General features: G+C 59.8%; 20 protein-coding genes. 18 read left to right on the top strand and 2 right to left on the bottom strand.

Annotated features, from left to right (window positions below):
- The first annotated feature begins 11 nt into the window (after window positions 1–11).
- From rseP to ispD, 16 genes are all read left to right on the top strand, one after another.
- Window positions 12–1364 (top strand): sigma E protease regulator RseP, encoded by a 1353-nt coding sequence (gene rseP / locus J1G34_RS14800; protein WP_065896973.1) that lies wholly within the window; start codon window positions 12–14, stop codon window positions 1362–1364.
- Between the two features lie 74 nt (window positions 1365–1438).
- Entirely contained in the window at window positions 1439–3826 is a 2388-nt protein-coding gene (gene bamA / locus J1G34_RS14795; RefSeq protein ID WP_065893371.1) for an outer membrane protein assembly factor BamA, read from the top strand.
- A gap of 45 nt (window positions 3827–3871) precedes the next feature.
- Window positions 3872–4375: an OmpH/Skp family outer membrane protein gene (locus tag J1G34_RS14790; protein ID WP_003189173.1), complete on the top strand. Its 504-nt coding sequence runs from the start codon at window positions 3872–3874 to the stop codon at window positions 4373–4375.
- A 3-nt stretch (window positions 4376–4378) separates the two neighbouring features.
- Window positions 4379–5434 carry a UDP-3-O-(3-hydroxymyristoyl)glucosamine N-acyltransferase gene (gene lpxD / locus J1G34_RS14785; RefSeq protein ID WP_065893372.1) on the top strand — a complete coding sequence of 352 codons (1056 nt, stop codon included), beginning with the start codon at window positions 4379–4381 and terminating at the stop codon, window positions 5432–5434.
- A 111-nt stretch (window positions 5435–5545) separates the two neighbouring features.
- Complete coding sequence (fabZ, locus tag J1G34_RS14780) at window positions 5546–5986, top strand: 3-hydroxyacyl-ACP dehydratase FabZ (RefSeq protein ID WP_003172281.1); 441 nt, start codon at window positions 5546–5548, stop codon at window positions 5984–5986.
- Window positions 5983–6759 carry an acyl-ACP--UDP-N-acetylglucosamine O-acyltransferase gene (lpxA, locus tag J1G34_RS14775; RefSeq protein WP_057723196.1) on the top strand — a complete coding sequence of 259 codons (777 nt, stop codon included), beginning with the start codon at window positions 5983–5985 and terminating at the stop codon, window positions 6757–6759. The genes fabZ and lpxA overlap by 4 nt, the downstream gene beginning before the upstream one ends.
- Window positions 6760–6761: 2 nt before the next feature.
- Window positions 6762–7901 carry a lipid-A-disaccharide synthase gene (lpxB, locus tag J1G34_RS14770; protein ID WP_065896978.1) on the top strand — a complete coding sequence of 380 codons (1140 nt, stop codon included), beginning with the start codon at window positions 6762–6764 and terminating at the stop codon, window positions 7899–7901.
- Entirely contained in the window at window positions 7898–8530 is a 633-nt protein-coding gene (gene rnhB, locus J1G34_RS14765; protein ID WP_065893374.1) for a ribonuclease HII, read from the top strand. Before lpxB ends, rnhB begins: the two co-directional genes overlap by 4 nt.
- Before the next feature lie 77 nt (window positions 8531–8607).
- The gene (dnaE, locus tag J1G34_RS14760) at window positions 8608–12129 is read left to right on the top strand and encodes a DNA polymerase III subunit alpha (protein ID WP_065893375.1); all 3522 of its coding nucleotides are present in this window, start codon (window positions 8608–8610) and stop codon (window positions 12127–12129) included.
- Between the two features lie 128 nt (window positions 12130–12257).
- A complete protein-coding gene (locus J1G34_RS14755) occupies window positions 12258–13205 on the top strand; it encodes an acetyl-CoA carboxylase carboxyltransferase subunit alpha (RefSeq protein WP_057723192.1) in 948 nt (315 codons plus the stop codon).
- A 162-nt stretch (window positions 13206–13367) separates the two neighbouring features.
- Window positions 13368–14687, top strand: coding sequence for a tRNA lysidine(34) synthetase TilS (gene tilS, locus J1G34_RS14750; protein ID WP_065896983.1), 1320 nt, complete (start codon window positions 13368–13370; stop codon window positions 14685–14687).
- A gap of 273 nt (window positions 14688–14960) precedes the next feature.
- On the top strand, window positions 14961–16592 hold the full coding sequence (locus J1G34_RS14745; RefSeq protein WP_065886100.1) for a CTP synthase: 1632 nt from the start codon (window positions 14961–14963) through the stop codon (window positions 16590–16592).
- 5 nt (window positions 16593–16597) lie between these two features.
- On the top strand, window positions 16598–17443 hold the full coding sequence (kdsA, locus tag J1G34_RS14740; RefSeq protein WP_065886101.1) for a 3-deoxy-8-phosphooctulonate synthase: 846 nt from the start codon (window positions 16598–16600) through the stop codon (window positions 17441–17443).
- Between the two features lie 156 nt (window positions 17444–17599).
- On the top strand, window positions 17600–18889 hold the full coding sequence (eno, locus tag J1G34_RS14735) for a phosphopyruvate hydratase (RefSeq protein ID WP_065893378.1): 1290 nt from the start codon (window positions 17600–17602) through the stop codon (window positions 18887–18889).
- 171 nt (window positions 18890–19060) lie between these two features.
- A complete protein-coding gene (gene ftsB / locus J1G34_RS14730; RefSeq protein WP_057723188.1) occupies window positions 19061–19339 on the top strand; it encodes a cell division protein FtsB in 279 nt (92 codons plus the stop codon).
- Window positions 19336–20046, top strand: a complete 711-nt coding sequence (gene ispD, locus J1G34_RS14725; protein ID WP_122560358.1) for a 2-C-methyl-D-erythritol 4-phosphate cytidylyltransferase — start codon at window positions 19336–19338, stop codon at window positions 20044–20046. Before ftsB ends, ispD begins: the two co-directional genes overlap by 4 nt.
- Before the next feature lie 3 nt (window positions 20047–20049).
- Here the strand turns inward: ispD and J1G34_RS14720 are convergent, their stop codons facing one another.
- Together J1G34_RS14720 and J1G34_RS14715 are read right to left on the bottom strand one after the other, a co-directional pair.
- Window positions 20050–23076, bottom strand: a complete 3027-nt coding sequence (locus J1G34_RS14720; RefSeq protein WP_222994267.1) for a dermonecrotic toxin domain-containing protein — start codon at window positions 23074–23076, stop codon at window positions 20050–20052.
- A gap of 70 nt (window positions 23077–23146) precedes the next feature.
- Window positions 23147–24043 carry a LysR substrate-binding domain-containing protein gene (locus J1G34_RS14715; RefSeq protein ID WP_122461560.1) on the bottom strand — a complete coding sequence of 299 codons (897 nt, stop codon included), beginning with the start codon at window positions 24041–24043 and terminating at the stop codon, window positions 23147–23149.
- Window positions 24044–24152: 109 nt separating this feature from the next.
- Between J1G34_RS14715 and J1G34_RS14710 the strand changes: the two genes are divergently transcribed.
- Both J1G34_RS14710 and fghA read left to right on the top strand, forming a co-directional pair.
- Window positions 24153–25265 carry an S-(hydroxymethyl)glutathione dehydrogenase/class III alcohol dehydrogenase gene (locus J1G34_RS14710; protein WP_122461562.1) on the top strand — a complete coding sequence of 371 codons (1113 nt, stop codon included), beginning with the start codon at window positions 24153–24155 and terminating at the stop codon, window positions 25263–25265.
- Window positions 25266–25354: 89 nt separating this feature from the next.
- Window positions 25355–26200 carry an S-formylglutathione hydrolase gene (fghA, locus tag J1G34_RS14705; RefSeq protein ID WP_262411809.1) on the top strand — a complete coding sequence of 282 codons (846 nt, stop codon included), beginning with the start codon at window positions 25355–25357 and terminating at the stop codon, window positions 26198–26200.
- Window positions 26201–26211 lie beyond the last annotated feature (11 nt).

Raw genomic sequence — 26211 nt, 5'->3', positions numbered from 1 at the left:
GGAGAAATTAGATGAGTGCGCTCTACATGATTGTCGGCACCCTGGTTGCTCTGGGTGTGCTGGTTACCTTCCACGAATTCGGCCACTTCTGGGTGGCGCGTCGTTGCGGCGTCAAGGTACTGCGCTTTTCCGTCGGTTTCGGCATGCCGCTGGTTCGCTGGCATGATCGTCGAGGCACCGAGTTCGTGATCGCAGCCATCCCGTTGGGTGGCTACGTGAAGATGCTCGACGAGCGAGAAGGCGAAGTGCCTGCGGATCAGTTGGACCAATCCTTCAACCGCAAGACCGTTCGTCAGCGTATCGCCATCGTGGCCGCCGGGCCGATTGCCAACTTCCTGTTGGCGATGGTGTTTTTCTGGGTGCTCGCCATGATGGGCAGCCAGCAGGTGCGCCCGGTCATCGGCGCGGTCGAGTCAGGCAGTATTGCGGCCAAGGCCGGGCTGGTGGCAGGGCAGGAAATTGTTTCCATTGATGGCGAGCCCACCACCGGTTGGGGCGCGGTCAATTTGCAGCTGGTGCGTCGACTGGGTGAAAGCGGTACCGTCAATGTGGTGGTGCGCGAGCAGGACTCCAGCGCCGAAAGCCCGCGTGAGCTGGCGTTGGACCGTTGGCTGCAAGGTGCTGACGAGCCGGATCCGATCAAATCCCTGGGCATTCGTCCCTGGCGTCCGGCGCTGCCGCCGGTACTGGCCGAACTGGACCCGAAAGGTCCGGCCCAGGCCGCAGGCCTTAAAACCGGCGATCGGCTGTTGGCCCTTGATGGCCAGGCACTGGGTGACTGGCAGCAAGTGGTCGACCTGGTGCGTGTACGTCCTGATACCAAAATTGTGCTGAAAGTTGAGCGTGAAGGTGCTCAAATCGACGTCCCTGTGACCTTGTCGGTTCGTGGGGAGGCCAAGGCCGCCGGGGGTTACCTGGGTGCCGGGGTCAAAGGTGTCGATTGGCCGCCATCGATGGTGAGAGAGGTCAGCTTCGGGCCGTTGGCCGCGATTGGCGAGGGTGCCAGGCGCACTTGGACCATGAGCGTGCTGACCCTCGAATCCCTCAAGAAAATGTTGTTCGGCGAGCTCTCGGTAAAAAACTTGAGTGGACCGATAACCATTGCTAAAGTGGCGGGCGCTTCTGCCCAGTCGGGTGTCGCGGATTTCCTGAATTTCCTGGCTTATCTGAGTATCAGCCTTGGAGTTCTGAATTTGCTGCCCATTCCTGTATTGGATGGGGGGCATCTGCTGTTTTATCTGGTCGAGTGGGTGCGTGGTCGCCCCTTGTCGGATCGGGTGCAGGGTTGGGGGATACAGATCGGTATCAGTTTGGTGGTCGGAGTGATGTTGTTAGCTCTGGTCAACGATCTGGGACGACTGTAACGCTTCGCTGAATTGCGAATCTGCCGCATTTTGCGGCAGTTTGTTTATTGCCAGTTGGAATAAGAAAGGACTTCATGAAACGTCTGCTGCTAACTGCGGTTCTCACCGTATTGATGATCGCCGAAGTTCACGCCGAGTCCTTCACCATCTCCGATATTCGCGTCAACGGCCTCCAGCGGGTTTCCGCGGGTAGCGTCTTTGGTGCCTTGCCGTTGAACGTCGGGGAACAGGCTGATGATCGTCGCCTGGTGGAATCCACTCGTGCGCTGTTCAAAACCGGGTTCTTTCAAGATATCCAACTGGGTCGCGAAGGCAATGTCCTGGTCATCACCGTCGTCGAGCGGCCTTCGGTTGCGAGTATCACGATCGAGGGCAACAAGGCCATTTCCACTGAAGACCTGATGAAAGGGTTGAAGCAGTCGGGCCTGGCCGAGGGCGAGATCTTCCAGCGCGCCACCCTTGAAGGTGTGCGTAACGAACTGCAACGCCAGTACGTTGCCCAGGGCCGCTACTCGGCGAGCGTGGACACGGAAGTGATTCCGCAGCCGCGTAACCGGGTAGGCCTGAAGGTCAACATCAACGAAGGCACCGTGGCGGCCATCCAGCACATCAACGTGGTGGGCAACACCAAGTTCGCTGATGAAGATCTGATCGGCCTGTTCGAACTGAAGACCACCAACTGGTTGTCATTCTTCAAGAATGATGACAAGTACGCCCGTGAGAAATTGTCCGGCGACCTGGAGCGCCTGCGCTCCTACTACCTGGACCGTGGCTACATCAATATGGACATCGCATCGACCCAGGTGTCCATCACCCCGGACAAGAAGCACGTCTACATCACTGTCAACGTCAACGAAGGCGAGAAGTACAAGGTTCGTGACGTCAAGCTCAGCGGTGACTTGAAAGTACCTGAAGACCAGGTCAAGTCCCTGTTGCTCGTCCAGAAGGACCAGGTGTTCTCGCGCAAGCTGATGACCACCACGTCCGAGCTGATCACCCGTCGCCTCGGTAACGAAGGCTACACCTTCGCCAACGTCAACGGCGTGCCGACCCCGAACGATGAAGACCACACCGTGGACATCACGTTCGTCGTGGATCCGGGCAAGCGTGCCTACGTCAATCGCATCAACTTCCGTGGCAATACCAAGTCCTCGGACGAAGTGCTGCGTCGTGAAATGCGTCAGATGGAAGGTGGCTGGGCGTCGACTTACCTGATCGACCAATCCAAGACCCGACTCGAGCGCCTGGGCTTCTTCAAGGAAGTCAACGTTGAAACCCCGGCCGTACCGGGTGTGGATGACCAGGTCGACGTGAACTACGCCGTTGAAGAACAAGCCTCGGGCTCGATTACCGCCAGCGTCGGTTTCGCACAGAGCGCCGGTTTGATCCTGGGCGGTTCCATCACCCAGAACAACTTCCTCGGTACCGGTAACCGTGTCTCCATCGGCCTGACCCGAAGCGAATACCAGAGCCGATACAACTTCGGCTATACCGACCCCTACTGGACTGCAGACGGTGTGAGCCTGGGCTACAACGCCTTCTATCGCACCACCGACTACAAAGACCTCGACGTTGACGTTGCAAGCTACGCGATCGACAGCCTCGGCGCCGGTGTGAACGTGGGTTACCCGATCAGCGAGACCTCGCGTCTCACCTTCGGCCTGACCGCGCAGCAGGATGAGATCAAGACCGGTGTGTACACCGTGGACGAGATCTTCGACTTCACCCGCCGTGAAGGCGACAAGTTCCTGAACTTCAAGGCGTCTGCCGGCTGGTCCGAGTCGACCCTGAACAAGGGCGTACTGGCAACCCGTGGCCATTCCCAGAGCCTGACCGCGGAAGTCACCACGCCGGGCAGCGACCTGTCGTTCTTCAAACTCGATTATCGCGGCCAGTTGTTCCAGCCGTTGAGCGACAACTACACCATGCGCCTGCACACCGAGCTGGGCTATGGCGACGGTTATGGTTCGACCGATGGCTTGCCGTTCTATGAAAACTATTACGCGGGTGGTTTCAACTCGGTACGTGGCTTCAAGGACAGCACCCTGGGTCCGCGTGGTACGCCGAGCCGTGGCCAGGACTTTACGGGTAACCAGGGCACGCGAGTGGACTCCGACAACAAGCCGCTGCCATTTGGCGGTAACGTTCTGATCCAGGGCGGTGCGGAAATTCTGTTCCCGCTGCCATTCGTGAAAGATCAACGTTCCCTGCGTACTTCGGTCTTCTGGGATGTGGGTAACGTGTTCGACTCCAAATGTGAGCAGATCACCAACCCGAACGGTTCGCGGTCCAACACCCAGTGTAACGACGTGAGTCTCAGCAATCTGGCGAGCTCCGTGGGTGTGGGTGTGACCTGGGTGACCGCGCTGGGCCCATTGAGCTTTGCTCTGGCCATGCCGATCAAGAAACCGGATAACGCTGAAACCCAGATTTTCCAATTCTCCCTTGGCCAGACGTTCTAAGCGTCTGACCTAAGATAACGACAACGGATTCTGTAGGAGTACATCGTGCGTAAGTTGACTCAATTGGTCCTGCTGGCCACTGTGCTGGTAACCACCCCGGCCTTCGCCGAAATGAAAATTGCCGTGCTGAACTATCAGATGGCCCTTCTGGAATCTGACGCGGCCAAGCGTTACGCCGTGGATGCTGAGAAGAAATTCGGTCCGCAACTGACCAAGCTCAAAACCCTGGAAAGCAGCGCCAAGGGCATCCAGGACCGTCTGGTTGCCGGTGGCGACAAGATGCAGCAAGGCGAGCGCGAACGTCTGGAGCTTGAGTTCAAGCAAAAGGCCCGTGACTACCAGTTCCAGTCCAAGGAGCTGAACGAAGCCAAGGCGGTTGCCGACCGCGAAATGCTCAAGCAGCTCAAGCCCAAGCTCGACAGCGCCGTGGAAGAAGTCATCAAGAAGGGTGCCTTTGACCTGGTGTTCGAACGTGGCGCCGTGATTGACGTCAAGCCTCAATACGACATCACCCGCCAGGTGATCGAGCGCATGAACCAGCTGAAGTAAACCATGACTGCGACTATCAAGCTCGGCGAGTTGGCCGAGTTCCTGGGGGCCACCTTGCGTGGCTCCAAGGAGAAGGAAATCACTGGGCTAGCCACCTTGCAGGAGGCTGGCCCAGCTCAGTTGAGCTTCCTGGCGAAGCCCCAATACCGTAAGTATCTGGTCGACTGCCAAGCCGGCGCCGTGTTGCTTACGGCCGTCGATGCCGAAGGGTTTACTGGGGACGCGCTGGTGGTGGCTGACCCTTACCTGGCTTTTGCCCGGGCGTCGCACCTGTTCGCTCCAAAATCCAAGGCCAGCGCTGGTATTCATCCGTCTGCGGTGATCGCCGATGATGCCCAGGTTGATCCCTCGGCCAGCATTGGTGCCTTTGCGGTGATCGAGAACGGCGCACGTATTGGCGCGGGTGTAACGGTCGGCGCTCATTGCTTTATCGGCGCGCGTTGTGAAATCGGTGTCGATGGCTGGCTTGCTCCTCGCGTGACCCTTTACCACGACGTGCGTATCGGTGAGCGGGTGGTTCTGCAGTCGGGCGCTGTGATCGGTGGTGAAGGTTTTGGTTTTGCCAATTCCAAAGGTATTTGGCACAAGGTTGCCCACGTCGGCGGCGTATTGATCGGCGATGACGTGGAAATCGGCGTGAATACTGCCGTTGATCGTGGGGCCTTGGCCGATACGGTCATAGGCAACGGCGTGAAGCTCGACAACCAGATCCATATCGCTCACAACGTGCAGATTGGCGACCACACCGCCATGGCGGCATGCGTGGGCATTTCCGGCAGTACCAAAATCGGCAAGCATTGCATGCTCGCCGGTGGCGTCGGGCTGGTGGGGCATATCGATATTTGCGACAACGTCTTCATCACCGGCATGACCATGGTCACCCACTCGATTACCGAGCCGGGTTCCTATTCTTCCGGTACCGCCATGCAGCCCTCGGCTGAATGGCGCAAGAGTGCAGCACGCTTGCGGCAGATCGACGACATGGCTCGACGTCTCAAACAGCTGGAAAAGCGTGTTGGGGACGTGACCCCTGGCGGTGATGCTTCATCAGAAGGCTGATACCATTTCCATATCAAGTGTGCACAGCCGATAGACTGCCTCCTTGATTTGCTAGCGGGGCGTGCTTTTAGTCCGCCCGCCCCCAATCTTTATTACAGGCTTCCCCCCGAAATGATGGACATCAACGAGATTCGCGAATACCTGCCTCACCGTTATCCGTTCCTGCTGGTGGATCGTGTAGTGGACCTCAATGTTGAGGAAAAGCGCATTCGTGCCTACAAGAATGTCAGCATCAACGAACCGTTTTTCAATGGTCACTTTCCTGCGCATCCCATCATGCCGGGCGTGTTGATCATCGAAGCAATGGCCCAGGCTGCCGGTATCCTTGGTTTCAAAATGCTTGACCTCAAGCCTGCCGACGGCACGCTTTACTATTTCGTGGGTTCCGACAAGTTGCGTTTCCGCAATCCGGTCACTCCGGGTGACCAGTTGATCCTGGAAGCCAAGTTCATCAGCTGCAAGCGCCAGATCTGGAAGTTCGAATGCCAGGCTTCGGTGGATGGCAAGCCGGTGTGCTCAGCCGAGATCATCTGTGCGGAACGCAAACTATGAGTTTGATTGACCCTCGCGCAATCATCGATCCGTCGGCCGTACTGGCCGCCGACGTTGAGGTCGGCCCCTGGTCGATCGTCGGCGCAGGTGTGGAAATCGGCGAGGGGACTGTCATCGGGCCACACGTGATCCTCAAGGGTCCGACCCGCATTGGCAAACACAATCGTATCTACCAGTTTTCCTCGGTAGGCGAAGACACCCCGGACATGAAGTACAAGGGTGAAGAAACACGGCTGGTCATCGGTGACCACAACATCATCCGTGAAGGCGTGACCATTCACCGTGGCACCGTGCAGGACCGCGCCGAGACCACGCTGGGTGATCACAACCTGGTGATGGCCTACGCGCATATCGGCCACGACAGCGTGATTGGCAACCACTGCATCCTGGTCAATAACACCGCGCTGGCCGGGCATGTGCATGTGGATGACTGGGCAATCCTGTCCGGTTTCACCCTGGTTCATCAATACTGCCATATCGGCGCCCACAGCTTTTCCGGCATGGGCACCGCCATCGGCAAGGATGTCCCTGCATTCGTCACGGTGTTCGGCAACCCTGCCGAAGCGCGCAGCATGAATTTTGAAGGCATGCGCCGTCGCGGTTTCAGCGACGACGCAATCCAGGCCCTGCGCCGTGCCTACAAGACGGTTTACCGTCAAGGGCTGACGGTTGAGCAGGCCCTGATCGAACTGGCCGAGCCGGCAGCGTCGTTCCCGGAAGTCGCGGTGTTTCGTGACTCGATCCAGGCGTCGACTCGCGGCATTACCCGCTGATCATGGCTAAGTTGCGTATCGCATTGGTCGCAGGGGAAGCTTCCGGCGATATTCTCGGCGCCGGCCTGATGCGGGCGCTGAAAGCCCGGCACCCGGCCATCGAGTTTATCGGCGTCGGCGGCCCCTTGATGCAGGCTGAAGGCCTTACCTCCTACTTTCCGATGGAGCGCCTGTCGGTCATGGGGTTGGTCGAAGTGCTGGGGCGCCTGCGTGAATTGCTCGCGCGGCGCAAGTTGCTGATCCAGACGCTGATCGACGAAAGACCCGACGTCTTTATCGGTATCGATGCCCCGGATTTCACCCTCAACATCGAACTCAAGCTGCGCCAGGCCGGGATCAAGACCGTGCACTATGTCAGCCCGTCCGTATGGGCGTGGCGGCAAAAGCGTGTGCTCAAGATTCGCGAAGGCTGCGACTTGATGCTGACCCTGCTGCCGTTCGAGGCCAGATTCTACGAAGAGAAGGGCGTGCCGGTGCGGTTCGTCGGCCATACCCTGGCCGATGCCATTCCTTTGCAGGCTGACCGTGACGCGGCGCGTACCGAACTGGGGCTGGTTGCCGGCCCGCTGGTCGCACTGATGCCGGGTAGCCGAGGGGGCGAGGTCGGACGACTGGGCAGCCTGTTTTTTGATGCCGCCGAACGTCTGCAGGCACTCAAGCCAGGCGTTCGTTTTGTGCTGCCGTGCGCCAGCCCGCAGCGCCGCGCGCAAATTGAAACACTGCTGCAAGGGCGCAACCTGCCGCTGACCCTGCTCGACGGTCAGTCCCATCTGGCCCTGGCCGCTTGCGACGCCGTATTGATCGCGTCGGGTACCGCGACCCTGGAAGCCCTGCTGTACAAGCGTCCGATGGTCGTGGCCTATCGCCTGGCGCCGCTGACTTTCTGGATTCTCAAGCGGATGGTCAAGAGCCCGTATATTTCATTGCCCAATCTGCTGGCCCAACGGTTGCTGGTGCCGGAGTTGTTGCAGGACGATGCTACGCCCGAAGCGCTGGCGCAAACTCTACTACCCTTGATTGACGACGGCGCCGAGCAGACCCGTGGTTTCGACGCTATTCACCGCACCTTGCGCCGTGATGCCTCGAACCAGGCGGCGGATGCCGTGCTGGAGCTGATCGGCCATAAACAGGAAGCCTTATGAGCACGCAGATGGGCCTGGATTTCAGCCTGGTTGCACAAGCCCACGAACTGGTGGCGGGTGTCGACGAAGTCGGACGCGGCCCGTTGTGCGGTGCGGTCGTAACGGCGGCAGTGATCCTCGACCCGAGCCGTCCGATCCTGGGCCTGAATGACTCGAAAAAACTCACTGAAGCCCGTCGTGAAAAACTCTATGACGAGATCTGTGAAAAGGCTTTGAGCTGGCATATCGCCCGGGCGGAAGTCGAGGAAATCGACGAGTTGAACATCCTGCACGCCACCATGCTTGCCATGCAGCGCGCGGTTGAAGGGCTGCATATCACGCCCAGGCTGGCGATGATTGACGGTAACCGTTGCCCCAAACTGGCGATGCGCGCCGAGGCCGTGGTCCAGGGCGACAGCAAGGTGCCGGCGATTGCGGCGGCGTCGATTCTGGCCAAGGTCAGCCGCGACCGCGAAATGGCGGCTTTCGATCTGGTTTACCCGGGCTACGGCATGGGCGGCCATAAAGGCTACCCAACGCCCGTTCATCTGGAAGCCCTGGCGCGACTCGGTCCTACGCCGATCCACCGCCGCTCGTTCGCCCCGGTGCGCCAGGCTTATGAGCTGCGCGAGAGCCTCAGCGAGGTGTAGTCGCGAGGCTGATGTTTTGCTCCAGGCCCGGTACAATCCCGGGCCTTGTCGTTTCCAAGTTATTGCACAGGATCACTATGCCGGCTTCATTCGTTCATCTACGCCTGCACACTGAATACTCCCTGGTCGACGGCCTGGTACGGATCAAGCCGCTGGTCAAGACCCTGGTGGGCATGAACATGCCGGCGGTGGCGGTTACCGACCAGAACAACATGTGCTCCCTGGTCAAGTTCTACAAAAACGCCATGGGCGCAGGTATCAAGCCGATCTGCGGCGCCGACCTGTGGTTGTCCAACAAGGACCCGGATAACCCGCTGAGCCGCATCAGCCTGCTGGCGATGAACGGCGTGGGTTATCGCAACCTGACCGAGCTGATTTCCCGTGGCTTTATCGATGGTCAGCGCAATGGCTCGATCATCATCGAGCGCGAGTGGGTGGCCGAAGCCAGCGAAGGCGTGATCATGCTCTCGGCCGCCAAGGAGGGCGAGATCGGTATCGCGCTGCTGGGTGGCAATCCGCAGGAAGCCGAAGTGCTGGCCCGCGAATGGATGCAGGTTTTCCCCGACCGCTTCTACCTCGAAGTGCAACGCACCAATCGTCCCAACGATGAAGAGCATCTGCACGCCGCCGTGGCCCTGGCCGACAAGCTGGGCGCGCCGCTGGTGGCGACCAACGATGTGCGCTTTATCAAGAAGGAAGATTTCGAAGCCCACGAAACGCGCGTGTGCATCGGCGAAGGCCGCGCCCTGGATGACCCGCGCCGCTCGAAGAACTACAGCGAAGAGCAGTACCTCAAAAGCGCCGAGGAAATGGCCGAACTGTTCAGCGACTTGCCCGAGGCCCTGGAAAACTCGGTCGAAATCGCCAAGCGCTGCAACATCGAAGTGAAGCTGGGCAAGCACTTTTTGCCCAACTTCCCGATTCCCGATGGCATGACCATTGATGAGTACTTCCGCAAGGTGTCGTTCGACGGCCTTGAGGATCGCCTGCGCGTCCTGTTGCCCAAAGACACTACTGAAGACTACGAAGCCAAACGCCAGGTCTACGTCGATCGGCTGAATTTCGAGCTGGATATCATTATCCAGATGGGGTTCCCCGGTTACTTCCTGATCGTGATGGACTTTATCCAGTGGGCCAAGAACAACGGCGTACCGGTAGGTCCGGGCCGGGGGTCAGGTGCGGGCTCGTTGGTGGCCTACGTGCAGAAGATCACCGACCTTGACCCGTTGGAATATGACCTGCTGTTCGAACGCTTCCTGAACCCGGAACGGGTATCCATGCCCGACTTCGACGTCGACTTCTGCATGGACGGTCGCGATCGGGTGATCGAATACGTGGCCGAGAAGTACGGCCGCAATGCGGTGAGCCAGATCATCACCTTCGGTTCCATGGCCGCCAAGGCGGTAATCCGCGACGTGGCCCGGGTGCAGGGCAAGTCCTACGGCCTGGCCGACCGCCTGTCGAAGATGATCCCGTTCGAAGTCGGCATGACCCTGGAAAAAGCCTACGAGCAGGAAGAAATCCTGCGCGACTTCATCAAGGTCGATGAAGAAGCCGCCGAAATCTGGGACATGGCGCGCAAGCTCGAAGGCGTGGTGCGTAACGTCGGTAAGCACGCCGGCGGCGTGGTGATCGCGCCGACCAAGCTGACTGACTTCTCGCCGATCTACTGCGACGAAGAAGGTGACGGCCTGGTTACCCAGTTCGACAAGGATGACGTGGAGGCGGCCGGCCTGGTGAAGTTCGACTTCCTCGGCCTGCGCACCCTGACGATCATCGACTGGGCGCTCAAGACCATCAACCGCGACCGCGCCAAGGTGGGCGAGGAGCCGCTGGATATCGCGTTCATCCCGCTGGATGACAAACCGACCTACAGCCTGCTGCAGAAAGCCGAAACCACGGCAGTGTTCCAGCTTGAATCACGGGGCATGAAGGAGCTGATCAAAAAGCTCAAGCCCGACTGCCTGGAAGACTTGATCGCACTGGTGGCCCTGTTCCGTCCGGGGCCGTTGCAGTCCGGCATGGTGGATGACTTCATCAACCGTAAGCACGGCCGCGCCGAACTGGCGTACCCGCATTCGGACTATCAGTACGAAGGCCTCAAGCCGGTACTGGCGCCGACCTACGGCATCATCCTGTATCAGGAACAGGTGATGCAGATTGCCCAGGTCATGGCGGGCTACACCCTCGGCGGTGCGGACATGTTGCGTCGCGCCATGGGTAAAAAGAAACCCGAGGAAATGGCCAAGCAGCGCGGCGGTTTCATTGAGGGCTGTGCCACCAACAATATTGACGCTGACCTCGCGGGTAACATCTTCGACCTGGTGGAGAAATTCGCCGGTTACGGCTTCAACAAATCCCACTCCGCCGCCTATGGCCTGGTGTCGTACCAGACCGCCTGGCTGAAAGCCCACTATCCGGCGCCGTTCATGGCGGCGGTACTCTCGGCGGATATGCACAACACCGACAAGGTCGTGACCTTGATCGAGGAAGTGCGCACCATGAAGCTGCGCCTCGACGCGCCGGACGTGAACGCCTCGGAGTTCAAGTTCACGGTGAACGACGAAGGCCGCATCATTTATGGCCTCGGCGCGATCAAGGGAGTCGGTGAAGGCCCGGTGGAAGCTATCACCGAAGCGCGCCAGGACGGGCCCTTCAAGGACCTGTTCGACTTCTGCGCGCGGGTCGACCTCAAGCGCATCAACAAGCGTACCCTCGACGGCCTGATCCGCAGCGGCGCGCTGGACCGTCTTGGCCCGTACTTCCATGACGAGCCGAAGGCCTACCAGGCCAATATCGACCGCAATCGCGCGGTGTTGCTCACCGCTATGGAAGAAGCGATCAAGGCTGCCGAACAGACCGCCCGTACCCATGACAGCGGCCACGCCGACCTGTTTGGCGGGTTGTTCGTCGAAGAAGACGCGGATGTGTATGCCAACCACCGCAAGGCCAAGGATCTGACCCTCAAGGAACGTCTCAAGGGCGAAAAAGACACCTTGGGCCTGTACCTCACCGGTCACCCGATTGACGAGTACGAAGGCGAGATTCGCCGTTTTGCCCGCCAGCGCATCATCGACCTGAAACCGGCGCGCGATACCCAGACCGTCGCCGGCATGATCATCGCCCTGCGCGTGATGAAAAATAAGAAGGGCGACAAGATGGGCTTCATCACCCTCGATGACCGCTCGGGCCGGATCGAAGCCTCGCTGTTTGCCGACGCGTTCCATTCCGCCCAGTCGCTGCTGCAGACCGACGCCATGGTGGTGGTGGAAGGGGAGGTCAGCAACGACGACTTCTCCGGTGGCCTGCGCCTGCGCATCAAGCGGGTGATGAGCATGGAAGATGCACGCACAAACCTGGCCGAAAGCCTGCGCCTGAAGGTCAAGACCGAGGCACTCAAGGGCGATCAGCTACGCTGGTTGGGTGACCTGCTCAAGCGTCACCGTGGCGCATGCCCGGTGACCATGGAGTACACCGGCAATGACGCCAAGGCCATGCTGCAGTTTGGCGAGACCTGGCGAATTGATCCGGCTGACGGCTTGATTCAAGCTTTGCGTGACCAGTTCGGGCGAGACAACGTCTTCCTCCAATACCGTTGACGGTCAGCACCCCTGACCTCGGCTGAACATTTAATCTCGACCTAACCGCGCCTCTCCCTTAAGGTAGGGCGCGAATAGACAACCGGCTGGCCAGGCACCCCTTGGCCGTCGACCCAAGACGGACGCTTATGAACCCGAATTTTCTTGATTTCGAACAGCCGATCGCTGACCTGCAAGCCAAGATCGAAGAGCTGCGCCTGGTCGGCAACGATAATTCGCTGAATATCGGCGATGAGATCGCCCGCCTGCAAGACAAGAGCAGCACGCTCACCGAAGACATCTTCGGCAAGCTGACCAGCTGGCAGATCGCGCGCCTGGCCCGCCACCCGCGCCGTCCGTACACCCTGGATTACATTCAGCACATCTTCACCGAATTCGACGAGCTGCATGGCGACCGCCACTTCTCGGACGACGCGGCCATCGTGGGCGGTATCGCTCGCCTGGACGACCAGCCGGTGATGGTGATCGGTCATCAGAAAGGCCGTGAAGTGCGCGAAAAAGTGCGTCGCAACTTCGGCATGCCGCGTCCGGAAGGCTACCGCAAGGCGTGCCGCCTGATGGAAATGGCCGAGCGCTTCAAGATGCCGATCCTGACGTTCATCGACACGCCGGGTGCCTACCCTGGGATCGACGCCGAAGAGCGCAACCAGAGCGAGGCGATTGCCTGGAACCTGCGCGTCATGGCGCGCCTGAAAACCCCGATCATCGCGACTGTGATCGGTGAAGGCGGTTCCGGCGGTGCACTGGCCATTGGCGTCTGCGACCAGTTGAACATGCTGCAATATTCGACCTACGCGGTGATTTCGCCGGAAGGTTGCGCCTCGATCCTGTGGAAAACCGCCGAAAAGGCGCCGGACGCTGCTGAAGCGATGGGCATCACTGCTGACCGCCTCAAAGGCCTGGGGATCGTGGACAAAGTGATCGCCGAGCCACTGGGCGGCGCACACCGTGACCCGGCTGCCGCTGCCGCCACCATCCGCGCCGAACTGGGCGCGCAACTGGCGATGCTCAAGAAGCTCGATAACGAAGCGCTGCTGGCCCGTCGTTATGAGCGCCTGATGAGCTACGGCCTCTAAGCCGACGCCGTCACTTAATGTGGGAGGAGGCTTGCTCCCGATTGCTGAGTGTCAGTCACAACATCTGTTGACTGGCCCACTGCTATCGGGGGCAAGCCCCCTCCCACATTTGCTTTGTGTATGCTTGACGGACGTATTTCAGATTTGCGGCGGTAACCTGTGATGAAATCAATCCTGCCGGCCCGACTTCTGAAAACCCTGGCCCCCTGGCGCAATGCCCCGGCCTGGCACATCGCGTTCTCTGGTGGGCTCGATTCCACCGTGCTGCTGCATCTTCTGGCCACCCTGGCAAAGTCCGAAACATTACCGCCCCTCTGCGCCGTGCATGTTCATCATGGCCTGCAAGCGGCCGCCGATGCGTGGCCCGCTCATTGCCAGTCGGTCTGCGACAGCCTGGGCGTGCGCTTGCGCATCCTGCGCGTGCAAGTACCACCCGGTGCCAGCCTTGAGCGCGCGGCTCGTGACGCACGTTATCTGGCCTTCGCCGGGGTGATCGGGGCAGGGGAGGTGTTGCTCACCGGCCAGCATCGCGACGATCAGGCCGAAACCCTGTTGTTCCGCCTGCTGCGCGGTGCGGGTGTGCGCGGGCTTGCCGCAATGCCTGCGCATCGTACGTTGGCGGCGGGGCATCTGGTGCGGCCGCTGCTGGAGGTGGCCCGTGGCGAGCTGCAAGCTTACGCCCACCAACATCACTTGAAGTGGATCGAAGACCCTTCGAACGCTGATCCACGCTTCTCCCGTAATTATCTGCGCCATCAAGTATTTCCATTGCTTACGCAGCGCTGGCCCCAGGCAGCCTCAAGTCTGGCCCGTACTGCCGAACACCTCAACGAAGCCCAGGGGCTGCTCGATGAGCTGGCGCACATGGACCTGAACGCCGCCGATCAGCCTTCAGCGTTTCCCTGGTTGCTTTTGCCATCCTTGGCCCTGGCGCCCTTGCGCGAGCTTTCCGACGCCCGCCAGCGCAACGCCCTGCGTCACTGGCTGAACCCACTGACCCGCCTGCCCGACAGCGATCACTGGGCCGGCTGGTGTTCCCTGCGCGATGCCAAGGGCGATGCACAGCCCGTATGGCGCCTGGCCGACGGCGAGTTACACCGTTGCGGCGAGCGCATCTGGTGGTTGCCTTCTATTTGGTCCGAATTCTCCGACGCATCGGTAAGCTGGCCCGATCCGCGAAACCCACTGGAGTTACCTGGCAATGGTCAGCTTCGATTTGTCGGCGAGGCACCTTCAGGTTCTTTGGTGATCCGTTATCGGCAGGGCGGCGAAGTCATCGACGTGCCGGGGCGAGGTCGTCGCGACCTCAAGCGCCTGCTCAACGAAAGTGGCGTGCCCGGCTTCGTCCGTGGCAGATTGCCGCTGGTCTACCGGGGTGAGCAATTGCTGGCTGTCCCAACCATCGCGGGGCCATGGGCCGGGTCGGCAGATCACGGGCAATTAGATTGGTTGCCGCAGACCTGCGATCAAGGTTTGAGCTGATAGCGCCTTTCCGGTAGACTACGCTCCCTTCTTGATACAACTTCTGTGGATTCGCCTGAATCGCAGCAGTTGCCGATTACCAAGCAGTCTTTGCTGGGCGATTCCAAAAAATGTGTAGCGATCAACGTACCGGTGTTCCATTGCTGGTCTGTCACAACGCGGCGGTTTTTTTGAAAGGTGCACTGTGATTAATGCAGGTGATCGGGGGCTTCGGCCTCTCTTCGCTTTCCCCGGCGGCTCGGACCGCTTTAACGCAGACTTCTAGGGTTTTTCATGACGCGCTACATATTCGTCACGGGCGGTGTTGTTTCTTCATTGGGGAAAGGCATTGCCTCCGCTTCATTGGCGGCCATCCTGGAGGCGCGGGGGCTTAAAGTCACCATGCTCAAGCTGGACCCGTACATCAACGTCGACCCGGGCACCATGAGCCCGTTCCAGCACGGTGAAGTGTTCGTCACGCATGACGGCGCCGAGACCGACCTGGACCTGGGCCACTACGAGCGGTTCATCCGCACGACCATGACCCAGAACAACAACTTCACCACCGGCCGCGTCTACGAGCACGTGCTGCGCAAGGAGCGCCGTGGTGACTACCTGGGTGCAACCATCCAGGTGATCCCGCACATCACCGACGAAATCAAGCGCCGCATCATCAAGGGTGCGGGCGATGCCGACGTGGCGATGGTCGAGATTGGTGGCACCGTGGGTGACATCGAATCCCAACCGTTCCTCGAAGCCATCCGCCAGTTGCGTTTCGAAGTCGGCGCCAAGCGCGCAATGCTGATGCACCTGACCTTGGTGCCCTACATCGCGACCGCCGGCGAAACCAAAACCAAGCCTACCCAGCACTCGGTCAAGGAACTGCGTTCCATCGGCCTGCAGCCGGACGTGCTGGTATGCCGCTCCGATCACCCGATCGACATTTCCTCGCGTCGCAAGATCGCGCAATTCACCAACGTTGAAGAACGTGCGGTGATTGCCCTGGAAGACGCCGACACCATCTACAAGATCCCGGGCATCCTGCATTCGCAAGGCCTGGACGATTTTGTGGTCGAGCGTTTCGGCCTGCAATGCAATGGCGCGGACCTGTCCGAGTGGGAAGCGGTGGTCGATGCCAAGCTCAACCCTGAGCACGAAGTCACCATCGCCATGGTCGGCAAGTACATGGAACTGCTGGATGCGTACAAGTCGCTGATCGAAGCGATGAGTCACGCCGGCATCAGCAACCGTACCAAGGTCAACCTGCGCTACATCGATTCCGAAGACATCGAGAACCAGGGCACCGCGCTGCTTGAAGGCGTGGATGCGATCCTGGTTCCCGGCGGTTTCGGCCTGCGTGGCGTGGAAGGCAAGATCACTGCCGTGCAATACGCTCGCGAGAACAAGGTGCCTTACCTGGGTATCTGCCTGGGCATGCAAGTGGCCGTTATCGAGTTCGCCCGTAACGTGATGGGCTGGAAAGACGCCAACTCCACCGAGTTCGATCACACCAGCGGCCATCCGGTCGTGGGCCTGATCACCGAGTGGGAAGACGCCACCGGCGCCGTCGAAACCCGTACCGAAAGCTCCGACCTGGGCGGCACCATGCGCCTTGGTGCGCAGGATTGCCTGCTGGAGCCGGGTTCGCTGGTTCACGATTGCTATGGCAAGGACGTGATCGTCGAGCGTCACCGTCATCGCTACGAAGTGAACAACAACCTGCTGCCGCAAATCAAAGAGGCCGGCCTGAAAATCTCCGGTCGCTCCGGCGATGGCGCGTTGGTTGAAGTGGTCGAGGCGCCGGATCACCCGTGGTTCGTGGCCTGCCAGTTCCACCCTGAGTTCACCTCGACGCCGCGCGACGGTCATCCGTTGTTCAGCGGTTTCGTCAAAGCTGCACTGACGCAACATCAGAAGAAGGCATAACCCTGATGGCCCAGAAGATCATTCGCGTAGGCGACATCGAAATTGCCAACGACAAGCCCATGGTGCTGTTCGGCGGCATGAACGTGCTGGAAAGCCGCGACATGGCGATGCAGGTCTGTGAAGAGTACGTGCGGGTTACCCAGAAACTGGGTATCCCTTATGTGTTCAAGGCCAGCTTCGACAAGGCCAACCGTTCGTCCGTGACCTCCTATCGCGGCCCGGGTCTCGAAGAAGGCATGCGGATCTTCCAGGACATCAAGCAAGCCTTCGGCGTGCCGATCATCACCGACGTCCACGAGCCTGAGCAGGCTGCCGTGGTTGCCGAGGTGTGCGACATCATCCAGCTGCCGGCCTTCCTGTCGCGCCAGACCGACCTCGTTGTCGCGATGGCCAGGACCGGCGCTGTGATCAATATCAAGAAAGCCCAGTTCCTCGCACCCCAGGAAATGAAGCATATCCTGAGCAAGTGCGTGGAAGCCGGTAACGACCAGTTGATCCTCTGCGAGCGTGGCTCGAGCTTCGGCTACAACAACCTCGTGGTGGACATGCTCGGTTTCGGCATCATGAAACAGTTCGAATACCCGGTGTTCTTCGACGTGACCCACGCGCTGCAAATGCCCGGTGGTCGCTCGGACTCCGCCGGTGGGCGTCGTGCCCAGGTCACCGACCTGGCCAAGGCGGGCATGAGCCAGTCCCTGGCCGGCCTGTTCCTGGAAGCCCACCCGGACCCGGACAACGCCAAGTGCGACGGCCCTTGTGCCCTGCGCCTGGACAAGCTGGAGCCGTTCCTGGCCCAGCTCAAGCAGTTGGACGAGCTGGTCAAGAGTTTTCCGACGGTAGAGACCGCGTAAGCGGCGTTTCTCCGGTAGAATTTCCCACGCTTTATGCTCAGGCCCCAGGCCTGGGCCTTGTCGTCTGCAAGCCTGCCCTGTTGTTCCACCCTTGCGGTCGGTCAAAAGATTTCCTTCAGCTGCGTCGTTTTCGTCAACTTTGGAGTGTTTACAACAATGGCAAAAATCGTCGACATCAAAGGTCGTGAAGTTCTCGACTCCCGTGGCAACCCCACCGTCGAAGCCGATGTGCTTCTCGATAACGGCATCATCGGCAGCGCCTGCGCGCCGTCCGGTGCTTCCACAGGTTCCCGTGAAGCGCTGGAACTGCGTGATGGCGACAAGAGCCGTTACCTGGGCAAGGGTGTACTCAAGGCAGTAGCCAACATCAACGGCCCGATCCGTGATCTGTTGCTGGGCAAGGACCCGCTGGACCAGAAAGCCCTGGACCACGCGATGATCAAGCTCGACGGCACCGAAAACAAAGGCAGCCTCGGCGCCAATGCGATCCTCGCCGTATCCCTGGCCGCTGCCAAGGCGGCTGCCCAGGATCAGGACCTGCCGTTGTACGCGCACATCGCCAACCTGAACGGCACTCCGGGTGTTTACTCGATGCCGGTCCCGATGATGAACATCATCAACGGTGGCGAGCACGCTGATAACAACGTCGACATCCAGGAATTCATGGTGCAGCCAGTGGGCGCCAAGACCTTCTCCGAAGGCCTGCGCATGGGCACCGAGATTTTCCATCACCTCAAGGCTGTACTGAAGGCCCGTGGCCTGAGCACTGCGGTGGGTGACGAAGGTGGTTTCGCGCCCAACCTGGCGTCCAACGAAGATGCACTGAAAGTGATCTCCGAAGCCGTGGCCAACGCCGGCTACAAGCTGGGCACCGACGTGACCCTGGCCCTGGACTGCGCCGCCAGCGAATTCTATGAAGACGGCCAATACAACCTGTCCGGCGAAGGCCAGGTGTTCAACTCCGAAGGTTTTGCCGACTACCTCAAGGGCCTGACCGAGCGCTACCCGATCATCTCGATCGAAGACGGCCTGGACGAGTCCGACTGGGACGGCTGGAAAATCCTCACCGACAAGATCGGCGAGAAAATCCAGTTGGTAGGCGACGACCTGTTCGTGACCAACACCAAGATCCTGAAAGAGGGCATCGACAAGAAGATCGCCAACTCGATCCTGATCAAGTTCAACCAGATCGGCACCCTGACCGAAACCCTGGAAGCCATCCAGATGGCCAAGGCTGCCGGCTACACTGCCGTGATCTCCCACCGCTCCGGCGAAACCGAAGATTCCACCATTGCCGACCTGGCCGTGGGTACCTCGGCGGGCCAGATCAAGACCGGTTCCCTGTGCCGTTCGGACCGTGTGTCCAAGTACAACCAATTGCTGCGCATCGAAGAGCAATTGGCGGGTAAAGCCAAGTACAACGGTCGCGGCGAGTTTCGCGGCTGAGCAGTAAATGGTAAAAAGTCGGCGGATTGCGTCGGAAATCTCACGACAGTGGGCATTTCGGCGCTAATCTGCTGACTGACAAGCACAAGCCTGGTTTTTCCAGGCTTCGTGCTATCAGTTGCTGCAAAAGGTTTGCATGACGGTCTTTTTTCACTGGATACCCGGATTTCGATGCGCAGTCCCAATTGGTTGTTCCTCGTCTTGCTCTTGTTGCTGGCTGGCCTGCAGTACCGCCTATGGGTCGGTAATGGCAGCTTTGCGCAGGTGGAAGAGCTGACCCAGCAAATTGCCGACCAGCACGCCGAAAACGAACGTCTGCTGGAGCGCAACCGCGTCCTCGATGCTGAAGTGCTGGAGCTGAAAAAAGGTACGGAGACCGTTGAAGAGCGGGCTCGCCATGAGTTGGGCATGGTCAAGGAGGGCGAGACCCTCTACCAGTTGGCCCAATGAACGCTGATTTACCGGCCTTCTGGGCCGTGATTCCTGCCGCGGGCGTCGGTGCCCGTATGGCCGCGGACCGTCCCAAGCAATACCTGCAACTGGGCGGGCGCACTATTCTCGAACACAGCCTCGGCTGTTTTCTCGACCATCCCTCGCTCAAGGGCCTGGTGGTCAGTCTGGCTGTCGATGATCCCTATTGGCCCACCCTGTCGTGCGCCACCGACCCGCGTATCCAGCGTGCGGACGGTGGCTCGGAACGCTCGGGCTCGGTGCTCAACGCGCTGCTGCATCTCAACGCCCTGGGCGCCAGTGATGACGACTGGGTGTTGGTGCACGATGCCGCGCGGCCCAATCTGAACCGTGACGACCTCGACAAGCTGTTGGCTGAACTGGCGGACGACCCAGTGGGCGGTCTGCTGGCGGTGCCCGCTCGCGACACCTTAAAGCGTGTCGACAAGCAAGGCCGCGTGGTCGAAACCGTCGACCGTCGCCTGATCTGGCAGGCGTACACGCCGCAGATGTTCCGCCTGGGCGCCTTGCACCGCGCCCTGGCCGACAGCCTGGTTGCCGATGCCATGATCACCGACGAAGCCTCGGCCATGGAATGGTCCGGCCAGGCGCCGCGGCTGGTCGAAGGGCGTGCGGACAACATCAAGGTCACCCGCCCCGAAGACCTCGAATGGCTGCGTCAGCGCCGGGGTTATCAAAGGTCCTGACCCTTAGCGGTAGACTTGCCGCATCCCGGGCTGGGTTTTCAGCTCGCTGACCAATGCCTCAATGCTGTCGAATGGCTTCTGATCGATAGACCAGCCGGACGCCTCGATGAAGTACCTACCCGCCTGGCTATTGATCCTGATATTGCGCAGTTCCCCACGTCGGGAGCGATAGTCAATGTGGCTGGCCTCGCGGAGCATGAATTGGCCCGGCTGCATCAGCAATGTCTCGGCCGACGACACCACGCGACTGTGCGAAGGGCCGGGCTGGGGTTCCATCGAGTGCTGCAGGGCGGCAGGGTCAACGCGCAACACCAGGTTGGCTTTGACTGTGCCTTCCCCTTTATTGAGGCCCAGGCTGGCAGTGCGCCCCGGGTCGACTTCGATGCCTAAAGGTTGGGCGCCCACTCTATCTTCTATCCGCAGGCCGATGCTGCCGGTGAGTTCTGCCAGCCCAGGGATACCCTTGAAGGTATTGGTATGGGTATCGCCCACCAGTGCGATCCATTTTCCTGGTCTGCGCTTGAAGGTCTGGACCCACTGAATCACCTCGGTGGCGTAATAGTTCATCATCCGCTGGCGCAGGGTGCCCGTGCTGTCGCGGATATCGCGAAGTATGTAGCTCACGATGCAGTCGATCGGCTGAACCTTGATCCCGGCGTCTCGGGCTGTGCTCACGACGTGTCTGAATGAGTAATAACGGTTTTGGGGCAATGGGTAGATCCCGTTCAGAAAATTTGTCAGCTCCTCGGCCATTGGTGCGTTCTTGGACCGGTAAAACGCCCTCAGCATCGGAATATGCACATCCGTCAGCAGATGTTCGAAGTAGAGGCGTTTGACGCCCTGGCTGGCGAGTAGCTGCATGTTATCGATCAGAAAGGCTTTGCTCGATTCGGCGCTGTGGCTTTCGCCGATCACGAGGCCATCACTGGCGCGCAGCAATTTCTCGATAATACTTTGCTGCGGCTCGTTCAAGCTCAAGCGCGGGAGTACCGGCTGCAGGGGTGAATAGGGCAGGCGGTTAAAGAAGATCGCCGAATCGCGGTTTAATTGGCTTCTTTTCTCGAAAAACAGTTTCCGGGTGCTGTTGATCGATTGTGCAGCCGTGCCGACGGGTTCGAAGTCTTCCGAAAACAAGCTGGTGTCAGTGAGCATTTCCACGAGCGTCTCGCGAACGTGCGCAGGCATCTCGTAGAGGCTGAAGAAGCTTGCGTTCTCGGCGCCGCCGAACAGTGTGTAAACCCGTTGCCAGGCATTGCGAAATGCCCCGCCTCCGGCCAGCCCGGCACGTCGCCATTGCAGGTCGGCGCTTTGAATCGCGTAGAGACCGGTGGATTGGATCTTTTCCGGGGCTTCTGGATTGTTTACGAATAACTCGAAAAGGCCCCCGGCATTCGGTTTTTTGTAGGTCAGGAAGGTCTCGCCCTGAATCCTGACGCTCTGCAAGCCACTGGGGGCGGTCGTAGCGATCAGGGGGCGAGTCTCGGTTTCGGCCGACGCGGGGGCTTCAGTCATAACCCGGACACTGATCTGGCCTTCCTCTGCCCGCGTGGCCTGGCCAAGCCCAGGTCGCAACGTCTCAAAATTGCTCACCCCTTTACCGATGCCGTGGATAACCACCGGGAGCGCGTTCAAGGCGCCGAACACAATGCGCTCGACGGCGTGGGTTTTGTCTTTGATCACGTCATCGGCGCCGATGGCCATTGCAGTCAAGCCCGATGTCACGAAGCAAAACTCCGCCAGCAACGCCGTGCCCATGGTCAGCGCCACGGGGATCGCCAGCATGCAGGCCTTTTCCAGAACGTCGAGGGTATCGGCCTTGAACGTGTCCAGAGGCGAGACAATGGTTTTTGCCGCCAGCTTGGCAATGCGAGTGCGGATCTGGCGTGCGATGAACGCAAATGGGTCACTTCTGAGCGCCGGATACAGCGGGTTATTGATGTATTGCTCCGGGTCCCAATAGCCGTTGTGCAACAAACTGTTGAAAAAACCGGGAGGGCTGGAGGATTTCGGGTACATCGCCATGCCGATCAATGCTTCCTCGACACCCCTGTAGAGCAGGCCGGAGTCAACCGAGTCGGGTTCAAAGTGGTTGGTCAGGGCTTTGCGCAGGGTCGGATCCCCGGCCAGTTTCACCAGCGCACTGCGCATGTCTTTCGGGGTATTGAAACCATGGATGGGCGAGGAGTTTCCCGGGATGTACGCCAGCGTGATCTGGCTCTGGTTGTCGGTAATCGTGAGGATGTCGGTGGCTTCGAATTGATGGATGCGCAGCACCCGTACGGTCAGGTTTGCATCCGGTGAGTAAGGCGCCTGGAAGTCTTCGAGGGTCAGGTTGCCGGCGTCCTTGTCGACGCCGATACCTGCCGCTCGGGCGGCGAGCTGCCGTTCTGCCAGGGTGAGGGTGAATTCTGCGTACTGATGGAGGTAGGCCTTGGTAAATGCGATGCGCATCAGGGTGGTGTAGTTGTCCCGATGCTCGTCCCAGAACAGTGTGACGGCCTTGTCGTAGGTGTGTTCGAAGTGGCTTGAATCGATGACCCTCCTGAGAACGGCAGGCGCAATCGCCAATTGGGTAGTCGGATCGTAGACCTGAGGGTCGCTTTGCCGGTAGAGCGCTTCATAACGCCTGGGCGGTATCCAGCCGGACGTAATGAACTCTTCGTTGAACATTTGCGGTATGCGGTTATCCATCAGGCGCGGCAGTTCGGTCACGATCTTGAAGTAAGGCGCGGTGGTGGAAAAACCCGTGGTGTTGATCATGCCGCCTGGGGCATGGGGGGCATTGCAGATCATGGCCTCGGTCAGGCTCATGGATTGGATGATCTGTGCGTTGTACGCCGCGTCGGGGTGGTCGGTGTTGTATTCAAGCGTGGTCAGGAATGTGGTGTCCGGATCCAGTGTTTCCTGGCTGAACGGTTGCAGATGCTCACACAGCAATTGAGCGGCAATGGCGCTGGGCACTGGAAAGTCCGCCAGGACCTTGCGGACAAAGTGATTGATATGCTGGAGCTGTTGGGCGTTGGACGTCATCGGCTTGCCTGGTTTGTGCAGTCAAAGCGGCTATTGACCGCTAACCAGGCAATACACGGGCGGTAATTGTTTATGCTCGATAAACCGGATGGTCACCCAAGCCTTCCTTGAGAAAATCCACCAGCTTCCTGACTTTCGGCGACAAATGCCGTTGCTGCGGGTACAGCGCCCACACCGCGGTATTTGGCGGTTGGTGGGCCTCGAGCAACGACACCAGCGTCCCGTGTTGCAAATGCTCCAGCACGTAATAGTCCGGCAACTGGCATAACCCCACACCTTGCAGCGCTGCATCCAGCACCGCCTGCCCACTGTTGCAGCGCCAGTTGCCCTGCACCCGCTGGGAAAATTCGCGTCCGTCCTGGGCCAGTTGCCAGATATCCGAACTGCCGATCAGGCAGTTGTGCCGACTCAGTTCCGACAAGCTATGTGGCCGACCATACCGTTCGAGGTAGGAAGGTGACGCGCACAGGTACATGCGCCGAGGGGCCAGGCGACTGGCCACCATGCGCGAGTCTTGCAGGCGCCCGAGGCGAATCGCCAGGTCGAGGCCTTCGTGCACCAGGTCCAGCGGGCGGTTGCTCAGCTCGATATCGACCCGCAACTGCGGATAGAGCGCCATGAACCTTGTGACGAGGGGCACGATAAAACGTTCGCCATAGGCCACCGCGCAGGTCATGCGCAACATGCCCTTGGGTTCGCTGGTCAGGTCGCCCACTGCGCGCAGGGCTTCTTCGCGACCGTCCTGCAAACGTTGGCAGTGGTGCAGGAAGGTCTGGCCCGCTTCGGTCAGCGTCACCTTGCGCGTACTGCGATACAGCAGGCGCGTTTGCAGGCGTTCTTCCAGGCGCGCCACCTGGCGGCTGATATGGGACGACGACACCCCAAGGCGCTCGGCCGCTGCCGTGAATTGGCTGCATTCGGCCACGGCGACGAACTCATCGATGCCTTCCCAGCGGTTTTCCGACACGTTGATTGTCCCTGTATGGCAATAATGTTTTGCTTTTGCCTGGATTATTAATCAATAAGCCATGGTTTACACTCATTCCATCAATGTTCAACTCCATGGAGAAACCCGGATGATCAAGTCCCGCGCCGCCGTAGCCTTCGAAGCCAATAAACCCCTCGAGATCGTGGAAGTCGATGTCGCCATGCCCAAGGCGGGTGAAGTGCTGTTGCGCGTGGTCGCCTCCGGCGTGTGTCACACCGACGCCTATACGCTGTCGGGCGCGGACCCGGAAGGCATCTTCCCGTCGATTCTGGGTCATGAAGGTGGCGCAGTGGTCGAGGCCATTGGTGAAGGCGTGACCTCGGTTGCCGTTGGCGACCATGTGATCCCGCTGTACACCCCGGAATGCGGCAAGTGCAAATTCTGTCTGTCAGGCAAGACCAACCTCTGCCAGGCCATCCGTGCCACCCAGGGCAAAGGCCTGATGCCTGACGGCACCACGCGTTTCTCCTACAAGGGCGAGTCGATTTTCCACTACATGGGCACCTCGACGTTTTCCGAGTACACCGTGCTGCCGGAAATTTCGGTGGCCAAGATTTCTAAAGAAGCGCCGCTGGAAAAAGTCTGCCTGCTCGGTTGCGGCGTCACCACCGGTATCGGTGCGGTGCTCAACACCGCCAAGGTCAAGCCGGGCGACACCGTGGCCATCTTCGGTCTGGGCGGTATCGGCCTGTCGGCGGTGATTGGCGCGGTGAAAGCCAAGGCGGGTCGCATCATTGCCATCGACATCAACCCGGCCAAATTCGAAATCGCCAAGCAGCTGGGTGCTACCGACTGCATCAACCCGAAAGACTACGACCGCCCGATCCAGGACGTGATTGTCGATTTGACCGATGGCGGCGTGGACTTTTCCTTCGAATGCATCGGCAATGTTCAACTGATGCGTGCGGCCCTGGAGTGCTGCCACAAAGGCTGGGGTGAGTCGGTGATCATCGGCGTGGCCGGCGCCGGCCAGGAAATTTCCACCCGTCCTTTCCAGCTGGTGACCGGTCGCGTCTGGCGCGGGTCGGCATTCGGCGGCGTACGCGGACGCAGCGAATTGCCAAGCTACGTGGACATGGCCCAGACCGGCGAGATCCCGCTGGACACCTTCATCACCCACACCATGGGCCTGGAAGACATCAACAAAGCGTTTGACCTGATGCATGAAGGCAAGAGCATTCGTACCGTCATTCATTTTTGAAGCAGCGGTAAGTGACAAGCTACAAGCTGCAAGTGACTGTACGCGTTCTTGCCGCTTGAAGCTTGCAACTTGCAGCTGGGAGAATTCCCATGCCCCTGGAAAATATTTCCTGCCAGAAAAGCTTCGGCGGCTGGCACAAACGCTATAAGCATCACTCCGATGTGCTCGATTGCGACATGACCTTCGCGGTTTACCTGCCGCCGCAAGCGGAGCAGGGCGGCAAGCTGCCGGTGCTGTATTGGCTGTCCGGCCTGACCTGCACCGACGAGAACTTCATGCAGAAGGCCGGCGCCCAGCGCATGGCCGCCGAGCTGGGCTTGATCATCGTGGCACCGGATACCAGCCCGCGCGGCCCCGGTGTTGCCGATGACCCGGACAATGCCTGGGACTTCGGCCTCGGCGCGGGTTTTTACCTCAATGCCACCCAGCAACCCTGGGCCAGGCATTATCGGATGCATGACTACGTGGTGCAGGAATTGCCGGCGCTGGTGGAAGCGCACTTCCCGGCTTCGGACAAGCGCGGCATCAGCGGTCACTCGATGGGCGGCCACGGTGCGTTGGTCTGTGCGCTGCGCAATCCCGGACGTTACCAGTCAGTGTCGGCGTTTTCGCCGATCAGCAATCCGATGGATTGTCCCTGGGGCCAGAAAGCCTTTTCCCATTACCTGGGAGAGGAGCGCTCGAAGTGGCGTGAATGGGATGCCTGCGTACTGATCAGCGAAGCCTCGGAACGGTTGCCGCTGTTGGTGGACCAGGGCGATCGCGACGATTTCCTCGCCGTGCAGCTCAAGCCCGAGGCCCTGCAGCAAGCGGCCAAGGCCGCCGGCCATCCGCTGGAACTGCGCCTGCAACCTGGCTATGACCACAGCTACTTCTTTATCGCCAGCTTCATCGATGACCATTTGCGCCATCATGGTCGTGCTTTGCTCGGTTAATGTGAGGCAAA

This window comes from Pseudomonas sp. Wu6 (assembly GCF_019891515.1).
In the GTDB taxonomy this organism is placed as follows: Bacteria; Pseudomonadota; Gammaproteobacteria; order Pseudomonadales; family Pseudomonadaceae; genus Aquipseudomonas; species Aquipseudomonas orientalis_A.
The sequence above is the reverse complement of the archived record's forward strand: the minus strand, read 5'-3'. Positions and strand labels throughout refer to the sequence as shown.

What these genes read in the sequence shown, in the direction of transcription:
- rseP (WP_065896973.1), top strand. Translation starts at nt 12, where the DNA reads ATGAGTGCGCTCTACATGATTGTCGGCACCCTGGTTGCTCTGGGTGTG.
- bamA (WP_065893371.1), top strand. Translation starts at nt 1,439, where the DNA reads ATGAAACGTCTGCTGCTAACTGCGGTTCTCACCGTATTGATGATCGCC.
- lpxD (WP_065893372.1), top strand. Translation starts at nt 4,379, where the DNA reads ATGACTGCGACTATCAAGCTCGGCGAGTTGGCCGAGTTCCTGGGGGCC.
- fabZ (WP_003172281.1), top strand. Translation starts at nt 5,546, where the DNA reads ATGATGGACATCAACGAGATTCGCGAATACCTGCCTCACCGTTATCCG.
- lpxA (WP_057723196.1), top strand. Translation starts at nt 5,983, where the DNA reads ATGAGTTTGATTGACCCTCGCGCAATCATCGATCCGTCGGCCGTACTG.
- lpxB (WP_065896978.1), top strand. Translation starts at nt 6,762, where the DNA reads ATGGCTAAGTTGCGTATCGCATTGGTCGCAGGGGAAGCTTCCGGCGAT.
- rnhB (WP_065893374.1), top strand. Translation starts at nt 7,898, where the DNA reads ATGAGCACGCAGATGGGCCTGGATTTCAGCCTGGTTGCACAAGCCCAC.
- dnaE (WP_065893375.1), top strand. Translation starts at nt 8,608, where the DNA reads ATGCCGGCTTCATTCGTTCATCTACGCCTGCACACTGAATACTCCCTG.
- J1G34_RS14755 (WP_057723192.1), top strand. Translation starts at nt 12,258, where the DNA reads ATGAACCCGAATTTTCTTGATTTCGAACAGCCGATCGCTGACCTGCAA.
- tilS (WP_065896983.1), top strand. Translation starts at nt 13,368, where the DNA reads ATGAAATCAATCCTGCCGGCCCGACTTCTGAAAACCCTGGCCCCCTGG.
- J1G34_RS14745 (WP_065886100.1), top strand. Translation starts at nt 14,961, where the DNA reads ATGACGCGCTACATATTCGTCACGGGCGGTGTTGTTTCTTCATTGGGG.
- kdsA (WP_065886101.1), top strand. Translation starts at nt 16,598, where the DNA reads ATGGCCCAGAAGATCATTCGCGTAGGCGACATCGAAATTGCCAACGAC.
- eno (WP_065893378.1), top strand. Translation starts at nt 17,600, where the DNA reads ATGGCAAAAATCGTCGACATCAAAGGTCGTGAAGTTCTCGACTCCCGT.
- ftsB (WP_057723188.1), top strand. Translation starts at nt 19,061, where the DNA reads ATGCGCAGTCCCAATTGGTTGTTCCTCGTCTTGCTCTTGTTGCTGGCT.
- ispD (WP_122560358.1), top strand. Translation starts at nt 19,336, where the DNA reads ATGAACGCTGATTTACCGGCCTTCTGGGCCGTGATTCCTGCCGCGGGC.
- J1G34_RS14720 (WP_222994267.1), bottom strand. Translation starts at nt 23,076, where the DNA reads ATGACGTCCAACGCCCAACAGCTCCAGCATATCAATCACTTTGTCCGC.
- J1G34_RS14710 (WP_122461562.1), top strand. Translation starts at nt 24,153, where the DNA reads ATGATCAAGTCCCGCGCCGCCGTAGCCTTCGAAGCCAATAAACCCCTC.
- fghA (WP_262411809.1), top strand. Translation starts at nt 25,355, where the DNA reads ATGCCCCTGGAAAATATTTCCTGCCAGAAAAGCTTCGGCGGCTGGCAC.